This window comes from Paraburkholderia acidipaludis NBRC 101816, from assembly GCF_000684975.1.
Lineage (GTDB): Bacteria > Pseudomonadota > Gammaproteobacteria > Burkholderiales > Burkholderiaceae > Paraburkholderia > Paraburkholderia acidipaludis.
In genome coordinates, this window is record NZ_BAXZ01000009.1 from 107,718 (window position 1) to 125,973 (window position 18,256).

Genomic DNA, 18,256 nt, shown 5'->3' on the forward strand with positions numbered 1-18,256 from the left:
ATTTCCGCCTATGAACGCAAGCACCTCCCAAACCGGCGCCGCGCCGCGCCTCACGAGCCTCTCGCATGGCGGCGGCTGCGGCTGCAAGATCGCGCCGGGTGTGCTCTCCGCGCTGCTCGCGCGCAGCACGCCGCTTACGGCCGCTTTTCCGAACCTGCTGGTCGGCACCGAAACGGCGGACGACGCGGCCGTCTACAAGCTCAACGACGAGCAGGCTATCGTCGCGACCACCGACTTCTTCATGCCGATCGTCGACGATCCCTACGACTTCGGCCGCATCGCCGCCACGAATGCTCTTTCGGACGTCTATGCAATGGGCGGCAAGCCGATCCTCGCGCTCGCGCTCGTGGGCATGCCGATCAACGTGCTGCCGCATGACGTGATCGCTCAGGTGCTGCGCGGCGGCGAGGACGTTTGCGCCGCCGCCGGCATTCCGGTCGCGGGCGGTCACTCGATCGACTCGGTCGAGCCTATCTACGGCCTCGCGGCGATCGGCGTGGTGCACCCGGACCGCGTGAAGCGCAATGCGTCGGCGCGCGCGGGCGATCTGCTCGTGCTCGGCAAGCCGCTAGGCGTGGGCGTGCTTTCGGCGGCGCTCAAGAAGGACCGGCTCGACGCAGCGGGCTATCAGGCCATGGTCGCCGCCGCGACGAAGCTGAACACGCCGGGCGCGCAGCTCGCCGCGCTCGACGGCGTTCACGCGATGACCGACGTGACCGGCTTCGGCCTGCTCGGCCATACGCTGGAGATCGCGCGCGGCGCCGGGCTGACCGCGCGCGTGCGCTATGCCGACCTGCCGTTCCTGCCCGGCGTCGAGACGCTCGCGGCCGAGGGCGTGTTCACGGGCGCTTCGGGCCGCAACTGGGCGTCGTATGGCGAGAGCGTGATGCTGGGCGCCGGCCTGCCGGTCGTCGCGCAGGCGCTGCTGACCGACCCGCAGACCTCGGGCGGCCTGCTGATCTCGTGCGCGCCCGACTGCGTGGACGAAGTGCTCGCGATCATGCAGGCAGACGGTTTTGCCGAGGCGCGCGTGATAGGTGAAATGAGCGATGAAACAAGCGGCGAGCCGGGCGCGAGCGCGGCCCGCGTCGAGATCGTATGAGTGCGGAGTCGCCGAAAGCGATTTTCTATGCGCTCGCGGCGAATGTCGGTATCGCGGTTTTCAAGTACGCGGCGGCGGCGTTCACCGGATCGGGCTCGATGTTCGCGGAGGCGATCCACTCCACCGCCGACTGCGGCAATCAACTGCTGTTGCTCCTGGGCCTGCGGCAGTCGCGCAGGCCGCCTTCGCCGCTCCACCCGATGGGCTCGGGCCGCGCGATCAACTTCTATTCGCTGCTCGTCGCGCTGCTGCTGTTTTTCGTGGGCGGCGCATTTTCCGTGTATGAAGGCATCCATCGGCTGATCGTGCGCGAGCCCCTGCAGTACGTGTTTGTGGCGCTCGCCGTGCTCGGCATTTCCGTGGTGCTGGAGGCGCTTTCGCTCTACGGCGCGCTGCGCGAGATCCGCACGGGCGCACCCACGAAATCGCTGTGGCGCTGGGCGCGCGAGACGCGCGATTCGGACCTGCTCGTCGTGGCGGGCGAGGACATTGCGGCGCTCGCGGGCCTCGCCATTGCCTTCGCCGCGGTGCTGCTCACGGTGATCACCGGCAACCCCGTGTGGGACGCGTGCGGCTCGATCGGCGTGGGCGTGCTGCTCATGCTCATCGCGTGGTTCGTCGCGCGCGAGGTGAAGTCGATGATCGTCGGCGAATCGGCGAGCCCGGAAAGGCGGCGCGAGATCGAGGCGTTCCTGCGCGGGCGGCCCGAGATACGCAGCATCATCAACCTGATTACCCTGCAATGGGGCAAAGAGGTCGTCGTGGCCGTGCAGGCCGAAATGATCGATTACGCGCAGAGCCGCGCGATGGTCGAAGCGATCAACGTGATCGAGGCGGATCTGCAGGCGCGCTTTCCCGAAGTGCGCTGGGTGTTCTTCGAGCCGGACTTCGAGGATCGCGAGGACCGGCGGTCCTGAGCGCGCCGCGCGTCTGCCGTTTGCGCTTCAGTGCCGGAACGGCGTCCAGACTGCCGTTGTCGTATTCCAGTAGTCCAGCTCCGACGATTGCACCGCCTTCACGGTCACGCGCTTGATCGATTCGTTATCCTGAGCAACGTGCGCCGTGCGCCACGTTTCCGCCGTGCCGATGTCTTCGGCGAAGGCGGGCGCGCTCGCGGCCAGTGCAACGACCGAGGCGGTTGCGAGAGTGCGTTTCATGATTGGCTCCTGTAGCGAGGGCCGCGGGCCGGGTGAAAACACCGGCTGCGGCGACAGGAGCTAATGTAATCAAGCGCGCCGCGGCGATAAACGGCACGAACGCGAAATGAATTGTCGAAAATCCGGAACAATCGCCGCAGGTCTGCCAAAGGCGCTAGACGACCCACTCCGAAACCACCGGCGTTTCGTGGCTCGGCGCCGATTCGCGGTCCTCGGGCGTGCGCATGGTGCAGGCCTTGTCGAGCGACGCGCGGCCGGAGAGGAGCGGGCAGCGGTCGAACACCTCGGCAATCCAGTCCACGAATACGCGCACTTTCGGCGACAGATGGCGGCTGTGCGGATAGACGGCCGAGATCGGCATGGGCAGCGGCTTGAAGCCGGGCAGCACCTCCACGAGCTCGCCCGACTTCAGGTACGGCAGCACCTGGTAGCGCGCGGGCTGGATCAGGCCGAAGCCCTCGACGCCGCAGGTGACGTACGCATCCGCGTCGTTGACCGACACCATGCTCTTGAGCTTGACCTCCACTTCCTTGCCGTCGACGAGAAACGCCCAGTCGATCACGCGCCCCGTGCGGCTCGAGAAGTAGTTCACCGCGCGGTGGCCTTCCAGGTCTTCGAGCGTGTGCGGAATGCCGTGCCGCTCGAGGTAGCCGGGCGACGCGCACGAGACGCCCTCGAAAAGGCCGATGCGCCGCGCCACGAGTGACGAATCCTGCAATGCGCCCACGCGCACCACGCAGTCCACGCCTTCCTGCAGCAGATCCACGGGGCGGTCGGAAAGCCCCAGTTGCAGATCGATATCCGGGTAGCGCGTGTGAAATTCGCACAGCGACGGGATCACGATCAGGCGCCCGATCGAGCCCGGCATGTCGATGCGCAGCTTGCCGTGCGGCTTGCGGTTGCCGTTCTGGAAGGTTTGTTCGGTCTCCTCTACGTCGGCGATGATGCGCACGCAGCGCTCGTAATACGCGGCGCCGTCCGGCGTGAGCGAAAGGCGGCGCGTGGTGCGATGCATGAGCCGCACGCCGAGAAACGCTTCGAGATTCTGGATGATCGTCGTGACCGAGGCGCGCGGCATGTTGAGCGTTTCGGCAGCGCGCGTGAAGCTGTTGGTGTCGACGACACGGGTGAACACCTGCATGGCCTGAAGGCGGTCCATTGCCACTCTCCGAAAGAGTTCGGCTGCACCGCGCGCCACGGGCAAAACCGCACCGCGCGCAAAAAGAAGAGACAGATTGTTCAGGTGCGCCGAATTGTGTTGCCGGATTATAGGCATTTATTTGAAAGTCTGCCGAACCCACAATTCGCACCATTCGAATCACTATCGCGCATTGCGCCATTTCGACATGGATGCTTTCAAGCCAACGCCGACGTTTGGGGTCGCGGCCGACGACACGGCCGACGGCGTGCACAGCGGTCTGCCGCTGGCGCCCGCCATGCCGGCTTCGGCTGTCACCGCCGATGGCACGCGCGCACTCCTCGCGACGGACGTCACGATCGAAGGCTACGCGCAGCAGATCGGCTTGCGCCTGTACCGGCCCGATGGCGCACACGGCCTGCCGGTCCTGCTCTATTTTCACGGCGGCGGTTTCGTGCGCGGCACGCTCGACGATGCCGACGAAGCCGCGCGCTACCTGGCGGCGCAATTGCCCGCGCTGGTGGTGTCGGTGGACTACTCGCTCGCGCCGCAGTTTCCCTTTCCCGCCGCGCCGGAAGATGCGCATCGCGCCGCGCTGTGGATCGTCACGCGCGCCCGGGCGTTCGGCGGCAACGCGAAGCGCGTGATCACGGCGGGTCACGACGCGGGCGGCCAGATCGCGAACGTGCTCGCGTTTATCGGGCGCGATCGCGGCGACGTGCGACTCGTCGCGCAGGCGCTGTTCGCGCCGATGCTCGACCCGAGCCTCACGCGGCTCGGCGACGAGCGGCGGCTTGGCTCGGACATCACGGCGGGCGAGTGCGCCGCGTGCTATCGGGCCTATCTGCCCGAGGCCTCGCAGCGCATGCACCCGTACGCGGCGCCGCTCGAATCGTCGCGGCTCGCGGGGCTGCCGCCCACGCTCATCATCACGGCCCAGAACGACGTGCTGCACATCGAGGCGGAAAAATACGCGAGCCGGTTGATCGACGCGGGCGTGCGCACGCAGGTCGTGCGCTACCCCAGCGTGTCGCACGCGCAGATCGCAACGTATCCCGCCGCGCTGGGCGAAGCCGTGCGTTTCTTCAAGTGCTGCTTTGAGGCCAGTGCACAACGATAACGAACATTGATTCACTCACTTTGGAGCCCGACATGTCACAGAACTCGCATTCCCGTACGCGTATCGCGATGGCGGCGTTAGCCGTCGTCGCGGTCGCTGGGCTCGGTACCGGCGTCGCCATGCGGCTCGACGCGCATCCGGCCGTTGCGGCCGAGGCGCCGCCCGCGCCCGAGGTGGACGTCGCCGCCGTGGTCCAGCGCAACGTCACCGACTGGCAGGTCTACTCGGGGCGCCTCGCCGCTGTCGAGAAGGTCGACGTCCGCCCGCAGGTTTCCGGCACGATCGTTTCGGTCGACTTTCGTGACGGCGCGCTCGTCAAGAAGGGCGACACGCTCTTCGTGATCGATCCGCGCCCGTACCAGGCCGCCGTCGATCAGGCCGCCGCGCAGCTGGCCGCGGCCCAGGCGCGCAGCGGCTACGCGCAGAGCGACTGGGAGCGCGCGCAGCGCCTCATTGGCGACAATGCGATCGCCAAACGCGACTACGACCAGAAGCAGAACGACGCGCGCGAGGCGAGCGCGAACGTGAAGGCCGCGCAGGCGGCGCTCGAAGCCGCGCAGATCAACCTGGGCTACACGCGCGTCGTGGCGCCGGTGGCGGGCCGCGTGTCGCGGGCGGAAATCACCGTGGGCAACGTGGTGTCGGCCGGCGCGGACGCGCCGCCGCTCACGACGCTGGTGTCGGTCTCGCCGATCTACGCCGAGTTCGATGCCGACGAGCAGACCTATCTGGACTACATCAGCCACATGAAGGACGGCTCGAAGGTGCCGGTGGATCTGGGCCTCGCGAACGAAAGCGGCTATTCGCGCCAGGGCACGATCGAGTCGGTGGACAACCGCCTCGACACGTCCTCGGGCACGATTCGCGTGCGTGCGCGGTTCGACAATGCGGATGGTGCGCTCGTGCCGGGCCTCTACGCGCGGGTGAAGGTGAGCGGGAGCGCCCCGCACCCGGCGCTGCTCGTGGACGACGCCGCAATCGGAACCGACCAGGACAAGAAGTTCGTCTACGTGCTGGATCGCGACAATCACGTGACGTACCGCCCGGTGCAGCTGGGCGGCCTGCAAGGCAACCTGCGCGAGATCGCGGGCGGCCTGCAGCAGGGCGAGCGCGTGGTGGTGAACGGCACGCAGCGCGTGCGTCCGGGCGAGGTGGTGAGCGCGCATATGGTGCCGATGAACGGCGATGCGCTGGCCGCCGCGCCGCAAGGTGCGTCCGCGGCTGGCGAAACGCTGCAATCGCAGGCCGGCACGAAGCACGACAAGACCTCCTGACGCCGGGCGGCGGGGGGCGCGCTTGCCGGCGCAGTCTGCCCGTCCCCGCACGCCATTTAGTGCTACTAAGCGTCAATTGAAGAGCGACCCATGAACATATCGAAATTTTTCATCGACCGGCCGATCTTCGCGGGCGTACTGTCCGTGCTGATCCTGCTGGCCGGGGTGATCGCCCTGTTCCAGCTGCCGATCTCCGAGTATCCCGAGGTTGTGCCGCCTTCGGTGGTGGTGCACGCCCAGTATCCGGGCGCGAACCCGAAGGTGATCGCCGAAACCGTGGCGGCGCCGCTCGAAGAGCAGATCAACGGCGTCGAGAACATGCTTTACATGCAGTCGCAGGCGAACAGCGACGGCAATCTCACGCTCACGGTCACGTTCCGTCTCGGCACCGATCCGGACAAGGCCACGCAGCTCGTGCAGAACCGCGTGAATCAGGCGTTGCCGCGCCTGCCGGAAGATGTCCAGCGTCTGGGCATCACGACGATCAAGAGCTCGCCCACGCTCACGATGGTCGTGCACCTGATTTCGCCGAACAACCAGTACGACATGACCTACCTGCGCAACTACGCGCTCCTGAACGTGAAGGATCGGCTCGCGAATATCCAGGGCGTGGGCGAGGTGCAGCTGTGGGGCTCGGGCGACTACGCCATGCGTATCTGGCTCGATCCGCAGAAGGTGGCGCAGCGCAATCTCACCGCGCAGGATGTGGTCAATGCCATTCGCGAGCAGAACGTGCAGGTGGCGGCCGGTGTGATCGGCGCCTCGCCGAGCGTGCCGGGCACGCCGCTGCAGCTGAACGTCAACGCGCAGGGCCGTCTGCACACGGAGAGCGAGTTCGGCAACATCATCGTGAAGACGAATCCGGACGGCGGCGTCACGTATCTGCGCGATATCGCGCGCATCGAGCTCGCGGCCTCCGAGTACGGGCTGCGCTCGCTGCTCGACAACAAGCCTGCCGTCGCGCTCGCAATCAACCAGGCGCCGGGTGCGAACTCGCTCGCGATCTCGGACCAGGTGCGCGCGGCCATGAAGGAGCTCAAGGAGGACATGCCGGCGGGCGTGGACTACCGCATCGTCTACGATCCCACGCAGTTCGTGCGCGCGAGTATCGAGGCGGTCGTGCACACGCTGCTCGAGGCGATCGCGCTCGTGGTGATCGTCGTGATCGTGTTCCTGCAAACGTGGCGCGCATCGATCATTCCGCTCGTCGCCGTGCCGGTGTCGATCATCGGGACGTTTTCGCTGCTGCTCGCGTTCGGCTTCTCGATCAACGCGCTCTCGCTGTTCGGCATGGTGCTCGCCATCGGGATCGTGGTGGACGATGCGATCGTCGTGGTGGAGAACGTCGAGCGCAACATCGAAAGAGGGCTGTCGGCGCGCGACGCCACCTACAAGGCCATGCAGGAGGTGAGCGGCCCGATCATCGCCATTGCGCTCACGCTCGTTGCCGTGTTCGTGCCGCTCGCGTTCATGAGCGGTCTCACCGGTCAGTTCTACAAGCAGTTCGCGATGACCATCGCCATATCCACGGTGATCTCGGCGTTCAACTCGCTCACGCTTTCGCCCGCGCTTTCCGCGCTGCTGCTGCGCGGCCACGGTGCGAAGGAAGACTGGCTCACGCGCGGGATGAATCGCGTGTTGGGCGGTTTCTTCCGGGGTTTCAACAAGGTGTTCCATCGCGGCTCGGAGGAATACGGGCGCGGCGTGAACGGCGTGCTGCGCCACAAGGGCGCGATGCTGATGGTCTATGTCGTGCTGATCGGCGCGACCGTGCTGATGGCGCGCATCGTGCCCGGAGGCTTCGTGCCCGCGCAGGACAAGGAGTATTTGATCGCATTCGCGCAACTGCCGAACGGGGCGTCGCTCGATCGCACCGAAAACGTGATTCGCGACATGAGCGCCATCGCGCTCAAGCAGCCCGGCGTCGAGAGCGCCGTCGCGTTCCCGGGGCTTTCGGTGAACGGCTTCACGAACAGTTCGAGCGCGGGCATCGTGTTCGTCACGCTCAAGCCGTTCAAGGAACGTCATGGTCAGGCGCTCTCGGCTGGGGCGATTGCGGGCGCGCTGAACCAGCAGTACGCGCAGATCAAGGACTCCTTCATAGCGGTATTCCCGCCGCCGCCGGTGCTTGGTCTCGGCACGCTGGGCGGCTTCAAGATGCAGCTGGAGGACCACGGCGCCGTGGGCTATGAAGCGCTCAACCGCGCGACCCAGGACTTCATCAAGCGCGCCGCGACGACGCCGGAACTCGGCCCGACGTTCTCGAGCTACCAGATCAACGTGCCGCAGCTCAACGTCGATCTGGACCGCACGAAGGCGAAGCAACTGGGTGTTTCGGTAACGGACGTGTTCGACACGATGCAGATCTATCTGGGCTCGCTGTACGTGAACGACTTCAACCGCTTCGGCCGCGTGTACCAGGTGCGCGTGCAGGCGGACGCGCCGTTCCGCCAGACCGCCGACGACATTCTGCAACTGAAGACGCGCAACGCCGCGGGCGAGATGGTGCCGCTCTCGTCGCTCGTGACGGTGACGCCGACGTATGGCCCCGAAATGGTCGTGCGCTACAACGGCTACACCGCCGCCGACATCAACGGCGGCCCGGCGCCCGGCTACTCGTCGGGCCAGGCGCAGGCGGCGGCGGAGCGCATCGCGGCCGAGGTGCTGCCGCGCGGCGTGAAGTTCGAATGGACCGACCTCACGTACCAGCAGATTCTCGCGGGCAATTCGGGCATCTGGGTGTTTCCGATCAGCGTGCTGCTCGTGTTCCTCGTGCTGGCCGCGCTCTACGAGAGCCTCACGCTGCCGCTCGCGGTGATCCTGATCGTGCCGATGAGCGTGCTGTGCGCGCTGACCGGCGTGTGGCTCACCCAGGGCGACAACAACATCTTCACGCAGATCGGCCTGATGGTGCTGGTGGGCCTTGCTTCGAAGAACGCCATCCTGATCGTGGAATTCGCACGCGAGCTGGAGCACGACGGCCACTCGCCGCTCTCGGCCGCCATCGAGGCGAGCCGCCTGCGTCTGCGGCCGATCCTGATGACGTCGATCGCCTTCATCATGGGCGTCGTGCCGCTCGTGCTTTCGACAGGCGCGGGTTCGGAGATGCGGCATGCGATGGGTATCGCGGTGTTCTTCGGGATGCTCGGCGTGACCGCGTTCGGCCTGCTGCTTACACCGGTGTTCTATGTCGTGCTGCGAACGATTGCGGGCGGCAAGATTCATGTCGCGCAGAAGGACAGCGCGCGCACGGCGCTGCCGACGGTCGACGCTTGAGGGAGAAGAAAAACATGACGAATTACTCGCATTCAGGCGGCGCGACATGGCTGCGCCGCACACGTCTTGCGGCGGGCGTGGCGCTCTTCGCGTGGCTCGCGGCGTGCTCGGTCGAGCCGCCTTATCACGTACCCGACGCCGCCGTGCCGGCGGCGTTCAAGGAAGCGCAGCAGCCCCCCGCGGGCCCGCACGACGTGGGCACGTGGACACCCGCGCAACCCGCCGATGGCGCGCACCGCGGCCAGTGGTGGACCGTGTTCGACGATCCCACGCTGAACGCCCTGGAAGCACAGGCGCAGGCCGCGAACCAGGATCTCAAGGCCGCGGCGGCACGCGTGCAGCAGGCGCGCGCGGTGACGCAGGCGGCACGGGCTTCGTGGTTCCCGTCGATCGATGCGGGCTTCGGGCCGACCTACGAACGCCTTTCGCCGGCTTCGCAATATTTGCCGCAGAACGCCGACGTGCCCGCGCAGACGCTCTGGCGCGCGCAGGGCACGGTCTCGTACGAGGCGGACCTGTTCGGCCGCGTGAGCTCGAACGTCGATGCCGCGCGGGCGGACGCGCAGCAGAGCGAGGCGCTGTTCCTTTCGGTGCAGCTGTCGCTGCAGGCCGACGTCGCGCAGAACTACTTCCAGTTGCGCCAGTTCGATTCGGACACCGATCTATACCGCCGCACGGTTTCGCTGCGCGAGGACGCGCTCGCGCTCGTCCAGCGGCGCTTCAAGGAAGGCGACATCAGCGAGCTCGACGTTGCGCAGGCGCGCAACGAACTGGCGAGCGCACGCGCGGACGCCGTGGGTGTTGCGCGTCAGCGCGCCGCTTCGGAGCATAGCCTCGCGATTCTGCTGGGCAAGGCGCCGGCGGACTTCACGTTCCCGGAAACACCGCTTGCGCCCGTGAACGTGCAGGTGCCGCCGGGCCTGCCTTCGACGCTGCTCGAGCGCCGTCCCGACATCGCCGCCGCGGAGCGTTCGATGGCCGCCGCCAACGCGCGTGTCGGGCTCGCGAAGTCGGCGTTCTTTCCGAAGCTCGATATCACCGGCCAGTTCGGCTACGAGTCGGCGACGCTCGGCGACCTGTTCATGTGGTCGAGCCGCGCGTTCCTGCTGGGACCGTTCGCCGGCACGGCGCTCACGCTGCCGCTCTTCGACGGCGGGCGCCGCAAGGCCAATCTTGCGCAGGCGCGCGGAAAGTACGACGAGGATGTCGCGCAGTATCGCCAGCAGGTGCTCGTGGCGTTCCGCGAAGTGGAGGACAACCTCTCCGACCTGCGCCTGCTCGGCGACCAGATCCGCGAGCAGGACGAGGCCGTGAACGCCTCCGAACGTTCGGCGCATCTCTCGAAGACGCAGTACGAAGAAGGTGAGGTGAGCTATCTGAACGTGATCGACAGCGAGCGTTCGGTGCTGGTCGCGCAACTGCAGGCGAGCCACCTGCAAGGCGACCAGGCGGTGGCGACCGTCAACCTGATCCGCGCGCTGGGCGGCGGCTGGGGCGACATCAAGGCCGACGATCCGAAGCGCGACGGCGGGGCGCCGCCTGCCGCGCCGCTGGCGTCACGCTAGGGCGCAAGCGCTTGTACACTTGAGGGACCGATCGCGCGGCATGACGCCGCGCGGCTTCCTTTCCTCGAGGATCGAACCGTTGGAGTTCCGCCTACCCACCACCGCGACGGCGCCGTTTTGCCCGTCGGAAGTGCAGGGCAGCGTCGACATTTCGTCGGCCGCGCCATTCTGGAAGAAGTTCTGGCAGTTCGCGGGCCCCGGGCTGCTGGTTTCCATCGGCTACATGGATCCCGGCAACTGGGCCACCGACATCGAGGCCGGCTCGCGCTACGGTTACAGCCTGCTGTTCGTCGTCGTGCTGTCGAGCCTCGCGGCCATCGCCCTGCAGTGCCTCTCCATGCGGCTTGGCATCGTCACCGGGCGCGATCTGGCCGAGCTTTCCCGCACGCGCTATTCGAAGCCCGTCGCGATGGGGCAGTGGGTGCTCGCGGAGCTTTCGATCATCGCGTGCGATCTCGCCGAAGTGCTGGGCGGGGCGCTCGCGTTTCATTTGCTGCTGGGCTGCTCGCTGATGGCGGGCGTGGCGCTCACCGCGTTCGACACGCTCATCGTGCTCGGCTTGAAGGGCAAGAACTTCCGCACGCTCGAAGCGATCATGGCGGGGCTCATCGCGACGATCGGCCTTGGCTACGTGGTCGAGCTCGCGCTGGTGAAGCCGCACTGGCCCTCGGTGTTCGCGGGCGTGGTGCCGTCGTGGCAGGCGATCTCGACGCAGGAGCCGCTCTATCTGGCGATCGGCATTCTCGGCGCCACGGTCATGCCGCACAATCTCTATCTGCATTCGTCGATCGTGCAGACGCGCGCCGTGAAGCGCGACGAAGCCAGCATCGCGCAGGCCATCGGCCTTTCGCGTCTCGACACCGTTGTTTCGCTCGTCATCGCATTGCTCATCAACGCGGCCATCCTGATTCTCGCCGCGGCCGCGTTCAACGCCACGGGCCACAACCAGGTGACCGAGATCGAAGACGCCTACAAACTGCTGGCGCCTGTCGTCGGCACGGGCGCGGCGGCGGTGCTCTTCGCGGTCACGCTGCTCGCCTCGGGCCAGAGCTCGACGTTCACGGGCACGGTGGCCGGGCAGGTCATCATGGAAGGCTTCCTGCAGATGAAGATTCCGTGCTACCAGCGCCGGCTCATCACGCGCGTGCTCGCGCTGATCCCGGCGTTCGCGGGCGTGGCGCTGCTCGGCAACGGGGCGGTGGGCAAGCTGCTCGTCGCAAGCCAGGTGGTGCTGAGCCTGCAACTGCCGTTCGCGCTCTGGCCGCTCATCCGCATGACCGACGACCGCGCGCTGATGGGCGCGTTTGCCAACCGCCTGCCCACGCGCATGCTGGCGTGGACGCTCTTCGTCGTGATCACGGCCGCGAACCTGTGGCTCGTCTGGCAGACGTTCGGCGGGAACTGAGGTGGGGGAACTGAGGCGGCGGGAGTGAAACAGGCAGGAAGGAAACGCACGGCGCAAGGAAAAGCGCTTTGCCGTCCAGCGGAGTGGGTGCGCCGGACGGCTTCGCGTCTTGGTCTCGTGTCCGGGTGGTCCCGGATCTGCTCTCCTCGCTAGGCAGCCTCGGCGATGCCGTCCGGCGTGACAACTTCCGGAAGGTCGCTTTCGGTCTGCGTGGCGCCCCGTCGCGCCGCAGCTGCCTTTTTCGTCTTGCCGGCGCGCGAAGGCGGCTGGCATGCGCCGCACACGACGTTGTGCTGCAGGTCGTGGCGGTGCGCGACGAATTTGCCGCCGCAGCGGCAGCAAGGCGTCAGCTGCAGAATATCGGCATCGAAAAACCGCACCAGGGTCCAGGCACGCGTGAGGTCCAGTACAGGCTCGACCTCGCTGTGGCGGCAGTGTTCCAGGTACAGCCGGAACCCCTTGGTGAGCGCGTCGAGATGCGAGCAACGCGCTTCGTTCTTGAGGAACAGGTAGGTGTTGTAGAACAGCGAAGCGTGAATGTTCGCCAGCCACGTCATGTACCAGTCCGCCGAGAACGGCAGCATCCCCTTCGGCGGCGACACGCCGCGAATCTCGCGATAGAGGCGGATCATGCGGTCGCGCGACAGGGAGAGCTCGCTTTCGAGCACCTGCATGCGCGCGCCCAGCTCGATCAACGCGATCGCGCGGAACACTTCCTGGGCGTCTTCGGTGAGGCTGCGCCGCGTGGTCATGACGTCGTCCTCAGGCGAATTGGCCGGCGGGCTGTCCTGCAAGCAGGATGGCCGCGTGAGTGGTCGCCACGTCGGTATGCTTCGTGGTCTGCGTGAGCGCGGACAACATCGCATGATCGTCGAAGCGGAAAAAACAAAGAAGCTGGTCGGAAGCGGCCAATCTGACGATTTGCGCGAGCGAGAGACCGCCCAGCAGATCGGCCAGTTCCGACGACAGGCCCAGCCGGAACATGCCGACGGGCTTGTCCTCGCGCAACATGCGTTGCGCAAGCATCAGGTACGACAAATTAATTTCGCGGATAGATTCCAGCGTCTCGCTGCTACGGTCCATTTCTCTCGTTTCCGAAGCCCCGAATTATTAACCCCCCGGCGTTTCCCGCCGTGTATTTGTCTGGTCTGTTTGCCGGTCCTCGCTCATGTGTAACCGGCGGGGCCTGACTGTTTGATACAAGGTGTTACAACTCGTAACACCTTGGGCGGAATTGTATGAGGGCTTATCTCGGAAATCAATCCCTGTCATAAAAAAATAATGAGGGCGCCATACGCAATTTCGGTAATTTTTCCTTGTGTTTGTTCCGCATCAAATTGAGGCGCTCCGTAAACTCTTGCCGAACGGGGATTCGGCGCGAAGCCTTGTCAGTTGGTGGGGTTGCGGGGCACTCGATGCATGCGCAACGAATTGCGCCACAGGAGATCCGAGAGCGCAACGTAAATAAACGTTTTGAAAGGATTTACTGGAAGAGGTAAGAAGTGCCGAATGCAGAATTAATAAGTCGGAAGATTTAAATGTAACTGGAGATCCGACCCTCTGATACAGATTCCCCGCGACGGGGATCGGCTCAGGCGGCGTCGTGGAAGGCTACACCCAAAGTATGACGCTGCCCTGCACGAATCCGGCTCACGCCGTGGCGCAACGTCGCGCGTGCTGCGCCGCGCGCGCCTTGCAGCGGCCGGTGGTGCACCGCGAACAGCACGACGTCTCCCTTTTCGAGCGGCACCACTTCCACACGCGACTGCCGGCGCGCCCGCTGCTCGGTCAAGACGAATTCGCCGCCGCTGAAGCCGGTGCCCGGCGCGCTCAGCAGGATCGTTGCCTGGACCGGAAAGACGTGCTCGCCATAGAGGTCCTGGTGCAGGCAGTTGTAATCGCCGGAGCCGTATCGCAGCAGCAGCGGCGTGGGGCGCTGCTGGCCCGCCGCATGGCAGCGCTCGATGAACCCGGCGTGGGTCGGCGGAAACCGGGTGTCGAAACCGAGCCAGTCGGCCCAGCGGTTGGCCAATGCGACGAGGCGCGCGTACAGCAGGCTGCGCAGTTCGGCCACCGGATCGGGCAGCGGGTAGGCGAAGTATTTGTACTCGCCGCGGCCAAAACCGTGGCGCGCCATCACGATCCGGCTGCGAAACGGCGCCTCGCGGTCATAGAGCGCGGCGAGCGCGTCGCATTCCGCGTCGTCCAGCAGCTTGGGGATCAGCGTGTAGCCATGTTCGGTGAGCTCGTCCTCCATGCCGTTCCACGGCAGGGTGTCGAGGCGCGACGCAAGGGAGGCACAGCGGTTCGGCTGGACGGGCGGGCGCAGGGCGGCGAGAGACATGTCGGCTCCGGGGTAAGGTGGGCATGGCGGCAGTGTCGCGCCCGCACGGCGCTGCGCGCACTCCGGCTCTTGCGCTGCAATTCGCGGGCGGGCTTGCCTCGCCCGTCGCTTACCCGGCTGTCGACGCGCGCAGCGCCGCGGCGGTTTGCGGATCGGCCGGAAAGAACGCCTCGATGGCGAGCTCCGAAAGCGTGATGTCGACGGGGGTGCCGAACACGGTCGTCGTGCTGTAGAACGACAGGTCGCCCAGCGACGTGCGCACGCGCAGGGGCACGGCAATGTGGTGGCCGACCGCATCGGCCGTGTCTTGCGGGGCCGGCGCGCCGGGAGGCGGCGGGTAGGCCGCCAGTTCGTCATGGAGCGACGCGAGCGCCGGGTCGGCGCTCGCGTCGATCTGGCGTTGCAGCCGCATGAGCAGGTGGGTGCGCCACGCATGCCAGTTGAGGATGCGCGGCGCGATGCCCTCGGGATGCAGCGAGAGCCGCAGCGCATTCGCGGGCGCGGCGAGCAGTGCGGCAGAAGCGTCGCTGATCAGCGGCGCGAGCGCGCGATTGCCGGCCACGATGTTCCAGTGCCGGTCCACGGCCACGGCCGGATAGGGCTCGTGCCCATGCAGCACCCGTTCCACCGCTTCGCGGGCCGCCGCCAGTTGCGGATCGTCGAGCCCCCGCTCACGGTAGAGCGGCGCGTAGCCCGCCGCGATCAGGAGCGTGTTGCGCTCGCGCAGCGGCACGTCGAGCCGCTCGGCGAGATGCATCACCATCTCGCGGCTGGGCTGCGAGCGGCCCGACTCGACGAAGCTCAGATGGCGCGCCGAAATGCCGGCTTCGACGGCCAGCAGCAACTGGCTCATGCGCCGGCGCTGGCGCCAGTCGCGCAACAGATCGCCGACACGGCGGCGGCCGGCGGCCATGGTCGGTGCCGCGACGAAAGGGGCGAGCGTGTTCATGTCGCTGATTCCAGGCGCGCAATGCCCGCGCGGTGAGGAGGGGTAAGGCCGAATGGGAAGCGCGCAAATCGCCTAGAATAATAATCTCGATGTGTAGCGGCGTGGCGAGGAGAGATTGCCATGAGGGAAACCGTAGCTGCTTATCTGCTGGGCCCAGCCGTGATGCTGGTGCTGTGCGTCGCCATGTGGGCCGTGTCGCGACGCACGCGGGGCGAACTCGAAGAGCGCTTCGTCCGGTGGATCGACGCTCATCGCGGCCACGGCATGCGCCACAAGCATTGAGCGTGCCAGGCAGATGCCTCGGGCACGAGGCGGCGCAGCGCAACGCGTGATCAGCCGCCGGCGTCCTGCGCGTATTTCCGTAGTGGCCGTGGCGCTTGCCGGTTTCGCCGCATACGCAAAATACCTGGGAATGCTAATGACTGCGCAAGCCATGACGGCTACGGCCGCATAGCGAGTGATTGACGCGGCGGCGCGCGTAAGGGGATGCGGCGGGAATTGTCCGCGCCAGGCGGGAACTGCGCGCGGATGCGGCGGTCATTCCGTCATCGCATACCGGAGCCCTTCATGTCACGACCTGCCGATTCCCTGATCGTCTTCATCGCCCGTCTCGCGCTCTCGATCCTGTTTCTGTGGGGCGGCGCCATGAAGCTCCTGGGTTACGCGGGCTTCGTGGCATGGCTGCATACGAGGGGCGTGCCCTACGCGGCGTTTGCGGCGCCGGCGGCCGTGGCGGTCGAACTGATCGGCGGCTTCGCGATCGTGTTTGGCGTGCGCACGCGTGCGGTGGCGTTCCTGCTGGCCGTGTACGCTGTTGTTACGGCGGTCGTCGGCCACGACTTCTGGAACATCGCCGACGCTGCATTGCAGCAGGATGCTGCCGTGCATTTCTGGAAGAACGTGGCGATTGCGGGCGGCCTGCTGCTGCTGGGCGTGACGGGGGCGGGGCGCGCTTCCGTCGACGGCTTGCGCGCGCCGCGGAGCTCGCTGCGCGGCTGAGGCCGTCGGCGCCGGACTTCCACAGAGCGAACAAGGAGCGGGCCTTGATACAGAACTTCGACTTCAACGTGAACGGCAAGATCGAGCGGCTATGCGCGAGCCTTGCCGAAGACGGCTCGAATCGCGTGCTGATCAGTTACGCCGATACGGCGCGCACGCTCGTGATCCTCGACGCTTCCGGCTTGTTCGGCACGCTCAAGGCCGAACTCGAGGAGCCCGACCGTTTGATTGCCCATGCCATCCGCAAGGCCGGGAGCGAAGGGCTGATCGAACGCGCGATGGCGAGCGGGGAGATTCAGGAAGCGTCGCTCTAGGTCTCGTTGCGGCGATCCGGTACGATCCGGCGCGCGCGGCTGCGCTCTCGCCCTGCCGCTATCCGTCGAGACGCGACGTCTCGAAGCGCGGCGCGTTCGCCTCCCGCGCCGGAGGATGCGCCGCCTCGGCTCTCACGAACCACGCCAGCCCCGCCGCGGTCAGCAGCAACGCCGTGGAGACGAGCGTTTCGGCGTGCAGGCCGGTCACGACCTGGACGGCCCCGCCGCTGCCCGTCAGGGCGCCGAATGCCGCCACCCCCACCGCACCGCCCGCCTGCCGCGCCGTGTTGAGAAACGCCGAGGCCGTGCCCGCGCGGGCCGGCTCGACGCTCGCGAGCACGGCGGTCGTCATGGCGGGCACCGCCAGCCCCATTCCGGAAGGAATCAGCAGACACATCGCCATCAGGGCGGCGAGCGGCGTTGTCGCGCCGACGAGGCCAAGCAAGGCATAGCCGCTGCCCGCCACAAGTGCGCCGACGATCATGGGCGCACGCGTGCCGAAGCGCGCGACGGCGTGGCCGCTGGCGATGTTCGAGAGCAGGAATCCGGCGGTGAGCGGCACGAACGCGAGCCCGGCCTGCAACGGTGTTTCGCCGCGCGCGTGCTGCAGATAGAGCGCGAGCACGAAGACGGTGCCGTAATAGGTGAGATTCACGCAGACGCCGAACAGCACGGCCGCGCTGAACGTGCGCTGGCGCAGCATGCCGAGCGGCAGCATGGGAGCGGCGATGCGCGATTCGAGGAAGACGAACGCGCAGCCGGCCAAGAGCGCCAGGGCGAAGCCTCCCGCCACGGCCGGATGCGCAAAGCCGAGCGGCCGCCACTCGATCACCGCTCCCGTGAAGGCCGTGAGCGCGACGACGGCAAGCAGCTGGCCGCGGATGTCGAGGCTGCGCACGGGGGCGCTGCGCTGCGGTTGGGGAACGGCGGCACCGGCCGCGAGACTGCGCCGCGGTGCGGGAATCCACGCAAGCGTTGCGGCGAGCCCGGCCGCGCAGAGCGGAAGATTAACGAGAAAGATGCTGCGCCAGCCGAACGCCGCGATCAGCAGCCCGCCCGCGACGGGTCCCGCCGCGATCGAAATCGCCCCTGCCGCCGTCCAGAAGCCCACGGCGCGCGCACGTAGCGTGCGATCGTGCCGGCATGCCTCGTTGAGAAGCGCCAGCGAGTTCGGCAGCATCATCGCGGCGCCTGCGCCCTGGACGGCGCGGGCGGCGATCAGCATGGACGGCTGGGCAGCAAGACCGCACGCGAGCGAGGCGAGCGCGAACACGACGAGCCCGGCGGCATACATGCGACGGGCGCCGTAGCGGTCGCCCAGCACGCCGCCGGAGAGCATCAGCACGGCGAAGGCGAGCGTATAGGCGTCGACGATCCACTGCAGGCGGGCGACGTTCGCGTGGAGATCGGTTGCGAGCCGCGCGAGCGCGATGTTGACGATGGTCACGTCGAGCTGCGTGACGACGAAGCCCACGCTGACGGTCGCGACGATACGGGCGAGCGCGGGCGTGAAGCGGACGAGAGGGCGGTGGTCGGGTTTCATGCGTCCAATGTTAGGCGCGGGTTGGCCGCGACGTTTCAGCCTGATGTGAATCGTCGAATTCGGCGCGTCC

The 18,256-nt window shown here is 66.9% G+C and carries 17 protein-coding genes; 10 read left to right on the forward strand and 7 right to left on the reverse strand.

Annotated elements, in window-relative coordinates:
- Positions 1-10 precede the first annotated feature (10 nt).
- Both selD and BAC01S_RS12385 read left to right on the forward strand, forming a co-directional pair.
- Complete coding sequence (gene selD, locus BAC01S_RS12380; protein WP_027795051.1) at positions 11-1,102, forward strand: selenide, water dikinase SelD; 1,092 nt, start codon at positions 11-13, stop codon at positions 1,100-1,102.
- Positions 1,099-2,019 (forward strand): cation diffusion facilitator family transporter, encoded by a 921-nt coding sequence (locus tag BAC01S_RS12385; protein ID WP_027795052.1) that lies wholly within the window; start codon positions 1,099-1,101, stop codon positions 2,017-2,019. The genes selD and BAC01S_RS12385 overlap by 4 nt, the downstream gene beginning before the upstream one ends.
- Before the next feature lie 27 nt (positions 2,020-2,046).
- On the opposite strand, the gene BAC01S_RS12390 is transcribed toward BAC01S_RS12385, so the two are convergent.
- The gene (locus BAC01S_RS12390; protein ID WP_027795053.1) at positions 2,047-2,259 is read right to left on the reverse strand and encodes a hypothetical protein; all 213 of its coding nucleotides are present in this window, start codon (positions 2,257-2,259) and stop codon (positions 2,047-2,049) included.
- A gap of 154 nt (positions 2,260-2,413) precedes the next feature.
- Positions 2,414-3,418, reverse strand: coding sequence for a LysR family transcriptional regulator (locus tag BAC01S_RS12395; RefSeq protein WP_027795054.1), 1,005 nt, complete (start codon positions 3,416-3,418; stop codon positions 2,414-2,416).
- Positions 3,419-3,605: 187 nt separating this feature from the next.
- Between BAC01S_RS12395 and BAC01S_RS12400 the strand changes: the two genes are divergently transcribed.
- The 5 genes from BAC01S_RS12400 (at position 3,606) to BAC01S_RS12420 (ending at position 12,037) form a co-directional block, all read left to right on the forward strand.
- Positions 3,606-4,517 (forward strand): alpha/beta hydrolase, encoded by a 912-nt coding sequence (locus BAC01S_RS12400; RefSeq protein ID WP_027795055.1) that lies wholly within the window; start codon positions 3,606-3,608, stop codon positions 4,515-4,517.
- Between the two features lie 32 nt (positions 4,518-4,549).
- Complete coding sequence (locus tag BAC01S_RS12405; protein WP_027795056.1) at positions 4,550-5,791, forward strand: efflux RND transporter periplasmic adaptor subunit; 1,242 nt, start codon at positions 4,550-4,552, stop codon at positions 5,789-5,791.
- 90 nt (positions 5,792-5,881) lie between these two features.
- Positions 5,882-9,067: an efflux RND transporter permease subunit gene (locus tag BAC01S_RS12410; RefSeq protein WP_027795057.1), complete on the forward strand. Its 3,186-nt coding sequence runs from the start codon at positions 5,882-5,884 to the stop codon at positions 9,065-9,067.
- A 14-nt stretch (positions 9,068-9,081) separates the two neighbouring features.
- Complete coding sequence (locus BAC01S_RS31140) at positions 9,082-10,632, forward strand: efflux transporter outer membrane subunit (RefSeq protein WP_084168561.1); 1,551 nt, start codon at positions 9,082-9,084, stop codon at positions 10,630-10,632.
- 79 nt (positions 10,633-10,711) lie between these two features.
- Complete coding sequence (locus BAC01S_RS12420; RefSeq protein ID WP_027795058.1) at positions 10,712-12,037, forward strand: Nramp family divalent metal transporter; 1,326 nt, start codon at positions 10,712-10,714, stop codon at positions 12,035-12,037.
- 149 nt (positions 12,038-12,186) lie between these two features.
- Here BAC01S_RS12420 and flhC read toward each other — a convergent pair whose 3' ends face one another.
- The 4 genes from flhC to BAC01S_RS12440 form a co-directional block, all read right to left on the reverse strand.
- Positions 12,187-12,789 carry a flagellar transcriptional regulator FlhC gene (flhC, locus tag BAC01S_RS12425; protein WP_027795059.1) on the reverse strand — a complete coding sequence of 201 codons (603 nt, stop codon included), beginning with the start codon at positions 12,787-12,789 and terminating at the stop codon, positions 12,187-12,189.
- Positions 12,790-12,799: 10 nt separating this feature from the next.
- Positions 12,800-13,120, reverse strand: coding sequence for a flagellar transcriptional regulator FlhD (flhD, locus tag BAC01S_RS12430; protein ID WP_027795060.1), 321 nt, complete (start codon positions 13,118-13,120; stop codon positions 12,800-12,802).
- 508 nt (positions 13,121-13,628) lie between these two features.
- Positions 13,629-14,381 (reverse strand): 2OG-Fe(II) oxygenase, encoded by a 753-nt coding sequence (locus tag BAC01S_RS12435; RefSeq protein ID WP_027795061.1) that lies wholly within the window; start codon positions 14,379-14,381, stop codon positions 13,629-13,631.
- A 109-nt stretch (positions 14,382-14,490) separates the two neighbouring features.
- On the reverse strand, positions 14,491-15,330 hold the full coding sequence (locus BAC01S_RS12440) for a helix-turn-helix domain-containing protein (protein ID WP_043202062.1): 840 nt from the start codon (positions 15,328-15,330) through the stop codon (positions 14,491-14,493).
- Positions 15,331-15,450: 120 nt separating this feature from the next.
- Between BAC01S_RS12440 and BAC01S_RS34610 the strand changes: the two genes are divergently transcribed.
- From BAC01S_RS34610 to BAC01S_RS12455, 3 genes are all read left to right on the forward strand, one after another.
- Positions 15,451-15,612: a hypothetical protein gene (locus tag BAC01S_RS34610; protein WP_156954399.1), complete on the forward strand. Its 162-nt coding sequence runs from the start codon at positions 15,451-15,453 to the stop codon at positions 15,610-15,612.
- 285 nt (positions 15,613-15,897) lie between these two features.
- The gene (locus BAC01S_RS12450; RefSeq protein ID WP_027795063.1) at positions 15,898-16,329 is read left to right on the forward strand and encodes a DoxX family protein; all 432 of its coding nucleotides are present in this window, start codon (positions 15,898-15,900) and stop codon (positions 16,327-16,329) included.
- A gap of 44 nt (positions 16,330-16,373) precedes the next feature.
- Positions 16,374-16,643, forward strand: a complete 270-nt coding sequence (locus BAC01S_RS12455) for a hypothetical protein (RefSeq protein WP_027795064.1) — start codon at positions 16,374-16,376, stop codon at positions 16,641-16,643.
- A 58-nt stretch (positions 16,644-16,701) separates the two neighbouring features.
- Here BAC01S_RS12455 and BAC01S_RS31145 read toward each other — a convergent pair whose 3' ends face one another.
- Positions 16,702-18,186 carry an MFS transporter gene (locus tag BAC01S_RS31145; RefSeq protein WP_043202065.1) on the reverse strand — a complete coding sequence of 495 codons (1,485 nt, stop codon included), beginning with the start codon at positions 18,184-18,186 and terminating at the stop codon, positions 16,702-16,704.
- Positions 18,187-18,256: the final 70 nt, after the last annotated feature.